The 13,198-nt window shown below is 76.0% G+C and carries 13 protein-coding genes and 1 pseudogene; 3 read left to right on the forward strand and 11 right to left on the reverse strand.

Annotated features, from left to right (window positions below; genetic code table 11):
- Positions 1 to 5: 5 nt before the first annotated feature.
- Together SH587_RS10875 and SH587_RS10880 are read right to left on the reverse strand one after the other, a co-directional pair.
- Entirely contained in the window at positions 6 to 413 is a 408-nt protein-coding gene (locus tag SH587_RS10875; protein WP_320670632.1) for a hypothetical protein, read from the reverse strand.
- A gap of 445 nt (positions 414 to 858) precedes the next feature.
- Positions 859 to 1,251, reverse strand: a complete 393-nt coding sequence (locus SH587_RS10880) for a hypothetical protein (protein WP_320670633.1) — start codon at positions 1,249 to 1,251, stop codon at positions 859 to 861.
- 183 nt (positions 1,252 to 1,434) lie between these two features.
- Here SH587_RS10880 and purH point away from each other — a divergent pair, with 183 nt between their 5' ends.
- Positions 1,435 to 3,069 carry a bifunctional phosphoribosylaminoimidazolecarboxamide formyltransferase/IMP cyclohydrolase gene (purH, locus tag SH587_RS10885; RefSeq protein ID WP_320670634.1) on the forward strand — a complete coding sequence of 545 codons (1,635 nt, stop codon included), beginning with the start codon at positions 1,435 to 1,437 and terminating at the stop codon, positions 3,067 to 3,069.
- Positions 3,070 to 3,136: 67 nt separating this feature from the next.
- Here purH and SH587_RS10890 read toward each other — a convergent pair whose 3' ends face one another.
- Both SH587_RS10890 and SH587_RS10895 read right to left on the reverse strand, forming a co-directional pair.
- Positions 3,137 to 3,847, reverse strand: a complete 711-nt coding sequence (locus tag SH587_RS10890; protein ID WP_320670635.1) for an MIP/aquaporin family protein — start codon at positions 3,845 to 3,847, stop codon at positions 3,137 to 3,139.
- Between the two features lie 127 nt (positions 3,848 to 3,974).
- Positions 3,975 to 4,409 (reverse strand): PaaI family thioesterase, encoded by a 435-nt coding sequence (locus SH587_RS10895; RefSeq protein ID WP_320670636.1) that lies wholly within the window; start codon positions 4,407 to 4,409, stop codon positions 3,975 to 3,977.
- Positions 4,410 to 4,583: 174 nt separating this feature from the next.
- Here SH587_RS10895 and SH587_RS10900 point away from each other — a divergent pair, with 174 nt between their 5' ends.
- Positions 4,584 to 5,390, forward strand: coding sequence for a DUF4097 family beta strand repeat-containing protein (locus SH587_RS10900; RefSeq protein WP_320670637.1), 807 nt, complete (start codon positions 4,584 to 4,586; stop codon positions 5,388 to 5,390).
- Here SH587_RS10900 and SH587_RS10905 read toward each other — a convergent pair.
- The 3 genes and pseudogenes from SH587_RS10905 to SH587_RS24635 form a co-directional block, all read right to left on the reverse strand.
- Positions 5,387 to 7,243, reverse strand: coding sequence for a bifunctional adenosylcobinamide kinase/adenosylcobinamide-phosphate guanylyltransferase (locus SH587_RS10905; RefSeq protein ID WP_320670638.1), 1,857 nt, complete (start codon positions 7,241 to 7,243; stop codon positions 5,387 to 5,389). The two genes, SH587_RS10900 and SH587_RS10905, sit on opposite strands and share 4 nt — an antisense overlap.
- Positions 7,240 to 7,890, reverse strand: a complete 651-nt coding sequence (locus SH587_RS24630) for a precorrin-8X methylmutase (protein ID WP_375341754.1) — start codon at positions 7,888 to 7,890, stop codon at positions 7,240 to 7,242. The genes SH587_RS10905 and SH587_RS24630 overlap by 4 nt, the downstream gene beginning before the upstream one ends.
- Before the next feature lie 30 nt (positions 7,891 to 7,920).
- Positions 7,921 to 8,319, reverse strand: a pseudogene (locus SH587_RS24635) (cobalamin biosynthesis protein); the annotation flags it as partial.
- A gap of 67 nt (positions 8,320 to 8,386) precedes the next feature.
- On the opposite strand from SH587_RS24635, the gene SH587_RS10915 reads away from it, so the two are divergent.
- On the forward strand, positions 8,387 to 9,094 hold the full coding sequence (locus tag SH587_RS10915) for a histidine phosphatase family protein (RefSeq protein WP_320670640.1): 708 nt from the start codon (positions 8,387 to 8,389) through the stop codon (positions 9,092 to 9,094).
- On the opposite strand, the gene cbiE is transcribed toward SH587_RS10915, so the two are convergent.
- Genes cbiE through SH587_RS10935 form a run of 4 tightly spaced genes read right to left on the reverse strand, consistent with a single transcriptional unit; the run spans position 9,091 to position 13,106 of the window.
- The gene (cbiE, locus tag SH587_RS10920) at positions 9,091 to 10,356 is read right to left on the reverse strand and encodes a precorrin-6y C5,15-methyltransferase (decarboxylating) subunit CbiE (protein WP_320670641.1); all 1,266 of its coding nucleotides are present in this window, start codon (positions 10,354 to 10,356) and stop codon (positions 9,091 to 9,093) included. The genes SH587_RS10915 and cbiE overlap by 4 nt on opposite strands.
- Before the next feature lie 40 nt (positions 10,357 to 10,396).
- Positions 10,397 to 11,158, reverse strand: coding sequence for a precorrin-2 C(20)-methyltransferase (gene cobI, locus SH587_RS10925; protein ID WP_320670642.1), 762 nt, complete (start codon positions 11,156 to 11,158; stop codon positions 10,397 to 10,399).
- Positions 11,159 to 11,194: 36 nt separating this feature from the next.
- Positions 11,195 to 12,550 (reverse strand): hypothetical protein, encoded by a 1,356-nt coding sequence (locus tag SH587_RS10930; protein ID WP_320670643.1) that lies wholly within the window; start codon positions 12,548 to 12,550, stop codon positions 11,195 to 11,197.
- Positions 12,551 to 12,593: 43 nt separating this feature from the next.
- The gene (locus tag SH587_RS10935; RefSeq protein WP_320670644.1) at positions 12,594 to 13,106 is read right to left on the reverse strand and encodes a hypothetical protein; all 513 of its coding nucleotides are present in this window, start codon (positions 13,104 to 13,106) and stop codon (positions 12,594 to 12,596) included.
- Positions 13,107 to 13,198: the final 92 nt, after the last annotated feature.

A 13,198-nucleotide genomic window follows, 5' to 3' on the forward strand; every position in this document is an offset into this window, starting at 1 on the left:
CAGGCTCAGTTGCCGCCGACCTGCTTCTTCAGCTCCTCGAGCCGCTTCTCGACGTCGCCGGTGTCGACGCCGCTCTGCTCGAGCTGCTTCTTGATCTCGTCCGCGTTGGGGATGTTGTCGAGCTGCTTCTTCAGCTCCTCGCTGCTCGGCAGACTGTCGAGCTGCTTCTTCAGGTCGTCGGCCGAGGGGACGTTGCCGCCGAGCTTGTCGATCTGCTTCCGGATCTCGGGATCGTTCAGCATCTCCTTGGTGCGGTCCTGGATCTGCTGCGGCGAGAGCTTGCCGCTCTGGACGTCCTTCTGGAACTGCTCGGCCTTCTCCTTGGCCTTGTCCTCGTCGCTCTGGCCGCAGGCGGTCACGCCGAGGGCAGCGGTCAGCAGCAGGGGGAGCGCCAGCAGGCGGATGGGGGTCATCTCGATGTCTCCTGATCGGCCCGCGGGGGCCGAGACGGGGGGATGGGACGCGAGGAACTGTACGGCGACCACCCGCGGCGGGGCGCCCCACCCGCGGTGAACCGCCTCCCCGCCCGCCCCCGGAACGACGACCGGCGGCCTCGATCGGCCGCCGGTCGCGGGGCGGGTCGCGGTCACCCCTGATCCGCGACCCGCCCGGGTTCGCCGGCCATCCCGACCGGCGACGCATCCCGGAGCCGTGGCCACCCCTGACCGCTGCTTCGGGTGCGAGACCGGCGTCACCCCTGATCGCCGGTCTAATCGCGCACGACGGCCACCCCTGACCGCCGTGCGCCGTTGCGGGACCGCTCGCGGACCACCCCGATCCGCGAGCGCGTCGACCCTGACCCCGATCCCGCCCCCCGGGATCGCGTGCGGGCTCCGCCGGCCCGCCACGTTCTCTGCGCTACTGGCCCGGAACCGTCGGGACCTGGCCCTTCTGGGCATCCTCGAGCTGCTTCTTGGCGTCGTCGAGCTGGTCCTTGACGTCGTCCGGCACGTCGTCGCTCTGCTTCAGCGAGTCGATCGTGTCGTTGGCCGTGTCGGTCGCCTTCTTCTGGATGTCGGCGCCGATCTCCTGGAGCTGCTTCTGGCCCTCCTCGGCGCTCAGCTCGCCGCTGCGGATCTTGTCGCTGATCTCCTGGGCCTTCTTCTGCGCGTCCTGGCCCTGCTTCTGGAGCTGCTGTCCCTGCTCCTGGAGGGTCTTGGTCACCTTCTCGGCGTCGCTGTCACCGCAGGCGGTGATCCCCATCGCCGCGACGGCGAGGAGGGGAAGCGCGAGAGTCCGGATGCTGGGCATGGGTTCGTCCTTGGTTCGGATGGGTGAGCCGCGAGCGATCGTCGTCCGTTCCCGGGGCCGGCGCATCGTGGTCGGCACCCCTGAGATTTCGTCCTGTCGCTGCGGTTGTGCCCCTCCAACCGTCCAGCCGCGGCCGTATTACGCGGCCGCTCGAAATTTGTTTCGTCCGTATCCTCGACGGTCGTGTTGGATCCGCTCGACATCACCCCGCCCGACCGCGTTCCCGTCCGGCGGGCGCTGCTGTCGGTCTCCGACAAGACCGGTCTGGTCGACCTGGCCACCGCCCTCCACCGCCAGGGCACGGAGCTGCTCTCGACCGGCGGCACGGCGAAGGCGATCGCCGACGCGGGCCTGCCCGTGATCGCCGTCGACGACGTCACCGGCTTCCCCGAGATGATGGACGGGCGGGTGAAGACGCTGCACCCGCGGCTGTTCGCCGGCATCCTCGGCGTGCGCGGGATCGAGGCCCACGCCGCCTCGGCCAGCGAGCACGGGATCGGCTGGATCGACCTCGTCGTGGTCAACCTGTACCCCTTCGAGGACACGATCGCCCGCGAGGGCGTGACCCTGGCCGAGGCGGTCGAGAACATCGACATCGGCGGCCCCTCGCTGATCCGCGCCGCGGCCAAGAACCACGCCTACGCGACGATCCTCACCGATCCCGCCCAGTACCCGGCGGTGATCGAGGAGCTGGCGGCCTCGGGCGACGGCTCGCTGGGGCTGGCCACCCGCCGCAACCTGGCGCTCCAGGCCTACGCCACGACCGCCCGCTACGACGCCGCGATCAGCGGCTTCCTGCAGGAGCGGGACGAGTTCGGCGGCACCGTCGCCGACGAGGACGGCGGCGGCTCGCGGCCCGGCTTCCCGCCGACCTTCTCGCGCGGCTACGTCAAGGAGCGCGACCTGCGCTACGGCGAGAACCCGCACCAGCGCGCGGCCTACTACCGCCGCGCCGGCGCCCCGGCCCACCTGCTGGGCGGGGTCGAGCAGCTGCACGGCAAGGAGCTGTCGTTCAACAACCTGCTCGACCTCGAGGCCGCGCGGGCGATCGCGCGCGAGTTCGACGAGCCGGCCTGCGTGATCGTCAAGCACAACAACCCCTGCGGGGCGGCGATCGGCGACGACGTCGCCCAGGCCTACGCGCGGGCCTTCGCCTGCGATCCGGTCTCGGCCTTCGGCGGCATCATCGCCCTCACGCGGCCGGTCGACCGGGCCGCGGCCGAGGCCCTCAGCCAGCAGTTCGTCGAGGTCCTGTTCGCGCCCTCCTACGACGACGACGCGCTCGAGGTGCTGACCCGCAAGCCGAACGTGCGGCTGCTGCGCGGCGACGACGCGGCCCTCCGCGGGCTGGAGCGGCTGGACGTGCGGCCGGTGGCCGGCGGGGCGCTGGTCCAGGACGCCGACAGCGTCGTGATCGACCGCGCGTCGATGACCGTCGCGACCGCCGCCCAGCCGACCGAGGAGCAGTGGCGCGACCTGCTCTTCGCCTGGCGCGTGATGCGCCACGTCAAGAGCAACGCGATCGTCTACGCCAAGGACGGCGCCACCGTGGGGATCGGTGCCGGCCAGATGAGCCGCGTCGACTCGGCCCGGCTGGCGGTCGAGAAGGCGGCCGAGCACGGGCTCGACCTGACCGGCGCGGCGATGGCCTCGGACGCGTTCTTCCCCTTCCCCGACGGGTTGGAGATCGGCCTCAACGCCGGCGTCACCGCGGTGATCCAGCCCGGCGGCTCGGTCCGCGACGAGCAGGTGGTCGCCGCCGCCGACGCCGCCGGCGCCGCGATGGTGATGACGGCCCGCCGCCACTTCCGGCACTAGCGGCGCGGGCGGCGCGAGATGGCGCCTCGCATCCACCCGCGGGCGGATGCGAGGCGGGCGGGTCGGCTCAGTCGCGGTCGGGACGGACCGTCTGGTACGCCAGCGCGCCGGCGGTCGCGCCGACGAAGGGGCCGACCAGGAAGATCCAGATGTCGCCCCAGTGGTCGCCGCTGATCAGGTCCGGGCCGAAGGTCCGGGCCGGGTTGACCGAGGTCCCGGTGAGCGGGATCCCGACCAGGTGGATCGCGGCCAGCGTCAGGCCGATCGCGAGCGCGGCGAAGCCCGGGGTCACCCGCCGGTCGGTCGCGACGCTGACGATCACGAACAGGAAGACCGCGCTCAGGACCGCCTCGGCCAGCAGCGCCGAGCCGTTCGAGACCCCGTCCTGGACGAAGTTGTTGCCGAGCCCGTCGGCGTCGGGGAAGACGCCCTTCAACGCCAGCGCGGCCAGGACCGCCCCGACCACCTGGGCGCCGATGTAGGCCGGCAGGTCGGCGGCCCGGAAGCGGCCGATCACCGTCAGCGCCACGCTGACCGCCGGGTTCAGGTGGCCGCCGCTGACGTGGCCGACGGCGTAGATCGCCCCGGCGATGCCGAGGCCGAAGGCCAGCGCGATGCCGGTGAACTGCAGCGCTGAGGCGCCGCCGGGGACCGCGCCGGTCAGCGCGATCGCCGCGCCGCAGCCGAGGAAGACGAGGATGAAGGTGCCGATCGCCTCGGCGATCGCCCGCTTGACCAGCGGTGGATCGAGCGGTTCGGTCGGTTCGATGGTGCTCATGGAGCCTCCTGGTGGGGGGGGGGTGCACCCCGGAAGCTAGCCCCGCCCGTCGGCCCGTGGAAGCGGTGCACCGACCCTGCAACGGACCCTGCACGGCGCCCGCTGCGGACGCCGTCCACTCGCTCGCTCAGGCGAACCGGTAGACGGCGGTCGCGCGCGCCACCGGCGGGCCGTCCGGCTCGTCGGCCGATCGCACGACCACGTCGCAGAAGCAGGTCCGGCCGGCCCGGTGGGTGACGGTGCCGGTGGCCAGCAGGTCGACCCCGGCGGCGGCGCGCAGGTAGTCGACGTTGAGGCTGACCGTCGCCCCGTTCGGCTTCCGCGGCGGCTCGTCGAAGGCCCACGCCGCCGCCACCGCCGCGGTGTCGGCCAGCGCCCCGATCGCCCCGCCGTGGACGACGTCGGCGATCGTGGTGACCTCGTGGCGGAAGGGCAGCCGCAGCAGCGCCTCGTCGCTGCCGATCGTCACCGGCTCGATCCCGAGCAGCCGCGAGAGCGGCGAGTGCTGGAGGAAGGCCGCGATCAGCTCGCGGCCGCTGGGGGTGTCGGTGCCGGTGCTCATGGACCACAGCATCGCCCAGCCGCCGACGCACGGCGATGACCTGGCGGGTCATGGCCGCGCGTCGGCGAGCGGGGGAGAACCCCACCCCCGGTCGGGGGCGGCCCCGCTGGGCCGGGCGGCGCGCGCGGCTTAGGCTCCCGTCCGTCGCCGTCCCCGACGCCCCGGAGCCCCCGAATGCCCGCCCCCCTGCACGATGCCCCCACGCCCCCACGCGGCCTGCCGCGGGCAGTGATCGCGATCGGCCTGATCATCGGCCTCGCCGCCGTCCTGATGACCGCCCTGATGCTCGTCCTGCGCTCCTCGCGGGAGACGATCACCAGCGAGCGCGTCCACCGCGGCGTCAGCGCCCTGACCGTCGAGGGCGACTCCGGCGAGATCGAGCTGGTCGGCGCGCCGGCCGGGGCGCCGCTGCGGGTCGAGCAGCGGATCACGAAGGAGATCCAGGCCCCGAAGGTGCTCCACGAGCAGGACGGCTCGCGGCTGCGGCTGCGGACCGAGTGCCCCTCGCTGCCGCTGGCCTCGTGCGAGGTCCGGTTCCGGATCCAGGTCCCGGCCGGCACCGCGATCGACGTCTCCAGCGACTCCGGCGACGTGCTCGTCCGCGACCTCCGCAGCGACCATCCAGTCACGCTGGAGAGCGACTCCGGCGAGCTGCGCGTCTCGGCCCTGACCGCGCCGGTGCTGCGGATGAAGGCCGATTCCGGCGACGTCCGCGGCGAGGAGCTGCGGGTGCCGGACGTGATCGCCTCGGCGGACTCGGGCGAGATCGACCTGGCGCTGGCGGTGCCGCTGCGGCGGCTGGCGGCCGTGGCCGACTCCGGGGACGTGCGGATCGCGGTGCCCGACGACGTCTACGCGCTGTCGGCGTCGAGCGACTCGGGCGGCGTCGACGACGACGGCATCCGCCGCGATCCCCGCTCGCCCCGCCGGATCGAGCTGCGGACCGACAGCGGCGACGTCCGGATCGCGGCCGGCCGCTAGGGCGCCTCGGCCTGGCTCAGCACCTGGGCCAGGGCCGTCGCCAGCCGCGAGTGCATCGCCGGCGTCCGGACGGCGATCCGCACGTAGCGCTCGTCGAGCCCGGCGAAGGTGGTGCAGGGCCGGACGGCGATCCCGCGCGCGTGCAGGCCGGCGACCGCGTCGACGCCCGACGGGACCCGCGCCAGCACGAAGTTCGCCTGACCGTCCCAGACCTGGACGCCGGCCAGCTGCCGCAGCCGCGCGACCAGGTCGCCGCGGTGGGCGGCGGTCCGGGCGGCCACTCGCTCGCAGGCGTCGGGGCGCTCGGCGTAGGCCCGCAGCAGCTCCAGCGAGGGCGTCGGGCAGGTCCACGGCGGACCCGCGTCGCGGACCAGCGCCACCAGCTCCGGGTCGCCGAGCAGGTAGCCGGCGCGGGCCCCGGGCACCGACAGCGCCTTGGTCAGGCTCCGCAGCACCACCAGGTCGCCGGGGCCGTCGTCGCCGGGCCGGCGGTCGGCCAGCGCGTCCGGCTCGTCGGGCACGAAGTCGGCGAACGCCTCGTCGACCAGCAGCGTCCGGCCAGGGCGCCGCAGGCGCAGGATCGCCTCGCGCGGGTCGAGCACGCCGGTCGGGTTCTCGGGCCGGCCGATCGCCACGAAGTCGCAGTCCTCGGGCACCGCCGCCGGGTCGAGCGCCCAGTCGTCGCGCGCCTCGCGGCGGACGCGGACGATCTCGGCGCCGACGCTGCGCAGCGCCGCCTCCGACTCGGTGAAGCCGGGCACCAGCACCGCGGCCCGCTTCGGCCGCACGGCCAGCGCCAGCCGCCAGAAGCCCTCGACCGCGCCGCCGAGCGGCAGCACGCCCTCGGTCGGGCGGCCGTGGCGGGCGCCGAGCGCGGCGGCCGCGGCCTGGTCGTCGGGGTAGGCGCCGGCGGCGTCGAGCCCGGCCTGGAGCGCCTGGCGGGCCCAGCCGGGCGGATCGCCGGCGACGACGTTGACCGCGAAGTCGAGCATCCCGGCGGGGACCATCCGGTCGCCGTGGACGCGCAGCGCGACCAGCCCGGTCTGGGGCGCGGCGAGCGGCGCCGCGGCGGGGACGACCTCGGTCCGCGGGGCCTCCTCGCGCTCGGCGCTCTCGGCGGGAGCGGCAGCCGCGGGGGCGGGGTCGGGTTCCGGGGTCGGCTCGGGCGGGGTGCTCACGGGGGCCTCCACGGGCCGGGGGGCGCTGCCGTCGGCGGGCACGGGCGGGGCGGGCACGGCCTCGGGGACCGCCGCCGCGCCGTCGGCCAGCGCCCGCGGCAGCTCGATCGCGCGGCCGGCGACCACCAGCAGCACGCGGTCGGCGCGGGTGGCGAGGGTCTGGTGGGCGGTGCCGAGCAGGTCGACCCAGCGACGGGTCCCGCGGTCGCCGGCGACCGGGGCCATCCCGGCCTCCTCGCCGACCACCACCGTCAGCCCGCTGCGGCCGACGGCCTCGTCGGCCAGCCGCTCGACCGCCTGCTGGACGCTGGCGATCGCCGACGCGCCGTCGATCGCCTCGGCCGGGTCGGGGGCGTCGCCGTCGTCGTCGAGCAGCCCGGCGTCGTGGAGGACCCCGGCCAGCCAGGCGCCGAGGCCGTCGAGCAGGATCGTCTCGCCGTCGGCGTCGCGCAGCGCCTCGGCCGGCTGCGGGCGGCCGGCCAGCTCGACGGTCGGCCAGCTCGACGGTCGCCGCGCGCGGTGGGCGGCGATCCGGGCGCCGTCGCCGTCGGGGCCGGTCGGCGCGGTGGCCAGGTAGCGGACGGGGGCGCCGCTGGCCGTGGCCAGCTGCTCGGCGACCGCGCTCTTGCCGGAGCGGGTGCCGCCGAGGACGAGCACCAGACGGGACGTGGTCATGGGGAATCCTGGTCGTCGTCGCGGTGGTACAGCAGGGCGTGGATCGCGGCGACGGTCACGGGGGTGCCGCCGCGCTCGCCCTCGTTCGTCAGGCACGGTACCCCGCTGCGGGCCAGCGCCGCCTTGCTGTCGGCCGCGCCGACGAAGCCGACCGGCAGTCCGATCACCAGCGCCGGCCGCACCCGGCCGGCGGCGATCTCGTCGAGCAGGGCGAAGAGCGCGGTCGGCGCGTTGCCGATCGCCCAGACCGCGCCGTCGGGGTGGTCGGCCGCCGCCAGCCCGAAGGCGGCCGCCGAGCGGGTGCTGCCGGTCCGCCGCGCGACCTCGGCGGCGCGCGGGTCGGCCAGCGGCACGATCGTCTCGCGGGCGGTGATCCCGGCCGCCGCCATCCGCGTGTCGACGATCAGCGGCGCGCCGGCCAGCAGCGCCTCGCGGCCGCCGCGGAGCGCGTCCTCGTCGAGCACCAGCGTCGCGGCGAACGCGACGTCGGCGACCGAGTGGACCGTCCGCTCGGTGACCGCGCGGCTGAGTGGCGCCAGCCCCGAGGTGTCGAGCCGGGAGCGGAGGATCCGGTAGCTCTCGACCTCGATCGGGTGCGGCGCCCGCCGCGGCGCCCCGGCGGCGGTCCGCTCCGGGGTCCCGGGCAGCAGCGCGGGCGCGGCGGTCGCGACCGCGACCGTGGCGTGGGCGCTGCGGCGCTTGGCCACCAGCAGCCGGGCCCGCCCCGGATCGCCGTCGCCGGCGGTCAGCAGCGCCGCCGCCTCGGCCACCGACGGGGTCCCGACCGCGGCCGCGACGACCTCCGAGGGGGTCGGCACCGGCACCGCCGCCAGCGTCTCGGCGGCGAGGAAGCGGGGCGGGACGGCGAGCGTGGCCGCGGCGGCCAGGATCGCCGGCTCGTCGGCTTTGACGTCGGCCGAGGCGACCGCCGCGACCGCGCTCCGCGACCGCCCGGCCGCCGCCAGCGCCTCGTCGATCAGGGCCAGCAGCTCGTCGCCGGGGCAGCCGCGGCTGGCGCCGACCCCGACGACGACGGTCGCCGCGCCGTCGGGATCGATCGGGTCGACGGTCTCCATCCGGCCATGTTCCCGGGTTCGGCCGTGCGCCGCCGTCCGGTGGCGCGGTCTGGCAACGTGTCGCGGCGTGACCGACGAGACCCGCCCCGCCGTCCACGCGCAGCGGCTGTTCCAGCTGCCGCCCGACGCCCGCGAGGTGATCCTGGTCCGCCACGGCGCCTCGATGGCCCTCGTCGAGGGCGAGCCGTTCCCGCTGACCGAGGACGGCCACGGCGATCCGCCGCTGGCGCCCGAGGGCCACCGCCAGGCCGAGCGGGTCGCGGCACGGCTGGCGCAGGAGCCGGTCGCCAGGCTCTTCGTCACCAGCCTCACCCGCACCCACCAGACCGCCGCGCCGTTCGCCGCCGCCAGCGGCCTCGAGCCGGAGGTCGTCCACGACCTGCGCGAGATCCACCTCGGCGAGTGGGAGGCCGGGGAGTACCGGGTGCGGGTGGCCAACCGCGACCCGCTGGTGCTGAAGGCGTGGATGGAGGGCCGCTGGGACCACATCCCCGGGGCCGAGAGCAACGAGCAGCTGGCCGAGCGGACCGGCCGCGGGCTCGACCACGTCTTCGCCTCGCTCGAGCCGGGCACGATCGCGGTCGCGGTCGTCCACGGCGGGGTGATCGCCGAGCTCTGCCGGCAGGTGACCAAGAGCGAGACCTTCGCCTTCATGGGCGCCGACAACACCTCGATCACCCGGATCGTCGAGCTCGGCTTCGGGCTCCGGCGGCTGCGCTGCTACAACGACACCGCCCACCTCGACGGGCTGCGGACCGAGGAGCCGCTGGTCTAGCGGACCCCGCCCCGCCGGCCCACGAGCACGGCGGTCGGGTTGGTCGGCTGCAGCCGGTGCGAGCCGACGAAGGGGCGGATCCGCGACGCCTGCAGCAGCGTGCCGTCGGTCTCCAGCCCGGCGGCGGCCAGCCGGTCGAGGGTCGGGCCGATCCGCTCGACGGTGGCCAGCGTCACCACCACCGCCCGCTGGGCGCGGGCGGCCGCGACGTCGACGATCACGTCCAGCTCGTCGCCGCCGCCGCCGACGAAGACCGCGTCGGGATCGGGCAGCGCGGCCAGCGCCTCGGGCGCGCGGCCCTGGAAGGCGGCCAGCTCGACCCCGTGGTCGGCGGCGTTGCGGCGGGCCAGGGTCACGCCCTGCTCGTCGTGATCGACGGCGATCACGCCGGCCCCGAGCCGCGCGCACTCGACCCCGACCGAGCCGCTGCCGGCACCGACGTCCCAGATCAGGTCGCCTGGGCCGGGACCGAGATGGGCGAGCGCGGCGGCGCGGACCTCGCGCTTGGTGATCATCCCGTCGCGGTGGGCGAAGGAGGCCTCCGGCAGCGCCCACGAATGGGCGGTCCGGGCCGGCTGGATCGCCGTCCGGAGGGCGGCCACCGGACGGTCGGGGGCCCAGGCCAGCAGCACGTTGGGGTCGGCGAAGCGGCCCTCGGCGATCTCCTCCGGCGCGCCGATCGTGACCCGCTGGTCGGGGCTGTCGAGCCGTTCGCAGACGGCCAGCCGACGCTCCGGCGCGCCGGGGATCCGGGCGTAGGCGCAGGCCAGGAAGGCCGGATCGCAGTCGGGCGCGGTCAGGACGGCGACCTTCGGCCCGGCGATCAGCGCCGCCAGCACCGACGAGACGCCCTCGCGGCCGCGGGCATGGGCGGAGACGACCCGCGCGTCGTCCCACGGCAGCGCCACCCGCGACCAGGCGCGGGCGACCGACGAGGGGGCGGGGTGGACGACGATCCGCTCGGCCCCGATCCGCCGCGCCAGCGTCCGCACGATCCCGAACCAGCCGGGGTCGCCGGAGGCCAGCACCGCGACCGGGCCGGCGTGGGTGGCGATCCGCTCCAGCGCCGGATCGAGCGGCGCGGTCAGGGCGATCGTCGCCGGCGGCTCCGGGCGCGCCTCCAGCAGCGGGCGCAGCGCGGCCAGCGGGCCGATCCCGCCGGCGACCAGCGTCGCCCGCTGGAGCGCGGCGGCCGCCTCGGGGGTCGCGGGGTGGTCGCCGGCCAGGCCGACGACGTGGACGGTGGCGCGCGAGTCGCTCACGGACGGCAGATGATGACGGCGTCGCGGCCGCCGATCCAGCTCAGATCGCGCGGCCGCTCTCGTCCCGCAGCTTGCCGCCGCGCTCGCCGTCGCGGCGGGCCGGGACGATCACCGTCGACAGGTAGGGCCCGCGGCGCTCGCCGCGGTCGGCGGCGGGGGTCACGTCCTGGCCGTCGACGCCCAGCAGCTCGCCGTAGACCGCGTCCTCCAGCCGACCCTCCTCGGCCAGGATCTCGCGCACCCGCGGCATCCGCCGGCCGCCCTTGTAGGCGACGACGGTGTCGGCGGTCCGCAGCGCGGTCCGCAGCGCGTCCTCGCCGGCGGTCAGCGGCAGCAGCGTCAGCGACTCGTTGCCCTCGGTCAGGATCACGTCCGAGCGCGCGGCCAGGTCCTGCATCGCGGTGATCCCGGGCACGGTCGTCACCCGCACGTCGGGCACCAGGTCGCGGACGGTGTGGGCCATGTAGGTGAACGTCGAGTAGACGTTCGGGTCGCCGAGGGTGCAGAAGGCGGCGGTCCCGCCGTCGCGGACGATCGCGGCGATCGCCGCGCCGGCGCGGTCCCAGTTCTGCTGCCGCAGCGACGCGTCGCGCATCGAGAAGCCCAGCCGCTCGACCTTCGCCGGGTCGACGTGGGGGGCGACGACGCGCTCGGCCCGGCCGACCTCGCCGGCCGCCTCGGTCACGGGGACGAAGACGCGGTCGGCGGCCGCGAGCGCCTTCAGCGCCTTCAGCGTCAGGTGGTCGGGGTCGCCGGGGCCGACGCCGATGCCGATCAGGGTGCCGGGCTGGGGGCTGCTCACGGCGTCCATCCTGACGCGCGGGCGCGGTCGGTGCCGCTACGGGGCGCTGGTGCGCAGGCGGCCGCCGGCGTCGTAGTACTCGGGATGGACCGCGCGCAGGTCGTCGTCGACCGCGAACCCGCGCAGGATCGAGCTGCACTCGTCGGTCGACCCGGCGGCCGGCGGGGCGGTGGCGGCGAACGCGCGCCAGACCTCGCCGGCGGGCCGCAGGCTGCCGTCCAGGCGGGCGAGGCCGAAGAACGCCTCGGCCATCCGCAGCCGGAAGGCCGGGTTGGCGATCCCGCCCTCGTAGCCGTCCAGCGGCGGCACCTCCATGCTGCCGGCGAGGGTGTGGACCTGGACCTGGGAGACGCCGCAGTCGGCGGCCAGCAGCCGGCGGGTGGCGGCGACGAGCGCCTGGCCACGCTGGTCGTCGCCGACGTCGGCGTCGACCGCGACGCTGCCGTCGTCGCGCAGCACCGGGACCCCGGGGATCCCGGTCTCGGTGATCGCGACCGGCTTCCAGGGCGGGATCCCGGCCATCATCAGCTTCCAGCGGGTGAGGGCCAGCTCGACCATCGTCGCGTCGGGGAAGGCGTGGTCGCCGGCGCTGGCCCCGGCCTGGTCGCCGTAGTCGTGGAGCCCGATCGCGTCGACGTCGTCGAGGATCGTCGGGTCGGCGTCGCGCATCTGGACCAGGAAGCGGTCGTCGGGGACGGTGGCGTCGCCGCGCGCCGCGTAGAGCGGGTAGAGCCCGCCGGTGATCACCGCCACCGGCCGGTCGCGGCCGAGCGCGTCGAGCGCGCTGCGGACCAGCCGGGCGTACTCGCCGCCGTTCGGCGCGCCGGTGCACCAGCGGTAGGGGTGGTTCTGCTCGTTGCCCAGCTCGATCCGCCGGACCGGGCGGGCGGGGACGTCGGGGTAGTCGCGCCAGAGCGTCCCGCCGGGGCCGTAGCGGTCGACGAACGCGCGCACGAAGGCGCCGTACCAGGCGGGGTGCTCGGGCATCCCGGCGCCCTGGCTGCCGCGCAGGCAGCGGGCCGGGACCTCGAAGGCGGGCGTGCCGTCGATGTCGGCCTGGACGCGGATGCCCTTGCGGGCCAGCTCCAGCAGCAGCTGGTCGTAGCGCCACCAGTCGTAGCGGTGGCGGCCGTCGACCGGCGGCGTCGACTCGATCCAGCCCCAGCCGACCGGCAGCCGCACCTCGCCGGCGTTCAGCGAGGCGGCCGTCGCGACCAGCCGCAGCGACCGCAGCGGGTCGCTGTACAGGTCGTTGGTCAGCTGCTGGGCGTTGAGGCCGACCCGGTCCGCGCGGGCGGCGCGGTCCGGGCCGAGCAGCCCGATCGCGGCCAGCGCCAGCACCAGCGCGGCGACGAGCGGGCGGGAACGGCGGAAGCGGGGGGCGGAGGGCATGGCCTGGGCCGGCCTCTACCCGCAGCCGGCCCGCCATCCACCCTCAGCCGACGGGCGCGGGCTCCGGGGCCGGGGTCTCGGCGTCCTGCTGGCGCAGCTGCTTGGCGGCCGCGGAGACGCAAAGGCTGAAGGGCGTGCCCTTGGCGCCGGCGACGCGCTTCTTGCTCTGGTCCTTGCAGGCGATCCGCGGCGAGCGGGTCTGGCCCGAGGCGACCTTGGCGAGCGCGGTCACGCAGAGGCTGAAGGGGGTGCCCTTGGCGCCGGCGACGCGCTTCTTGCTCTCGGCCTTGCAGGCGCGGCCGTAGGCCTTGGCCTTCGCGGCCGGGCTGGCGGTCGGGCCGGGGGTGGCGCCGTCGGCGCCGGTGGTCGGCAGCTGGCCGCCGGCGACCGGTGAGGCCTGGGCCGGCGGCGCCGGGACGGTGACCGTCGCGGGACGGTGGGCGACCCCGGGGTTGTCGGAGCCGGTCGGGTGGCTGGTCGGCGGGCCGACGGCGAGCGCGCTGGCCGGGAGGGCCAGGAGGACGGTGCCGGTGGCGACGAGCGGGGTGATCCGCATGGTGCTGCTCTCCTCGGTCGGACGTGCGTCGGGACGGTCGTCCCACCGGAGACAACGCGGGCCGGCGCCAGGGTCAGGCGCGACCGCGAGCG

Origin of the sequence: Patulibacter defluvii (genome assembly GCF_034096925.1) — a bacterium.
GTDB lineage: Bacteria > Actinomycetota > Thermoleophilia > Solirubrobacterales > Solirubrobacteraceae > Patulibacter > Patulibacter defluvii.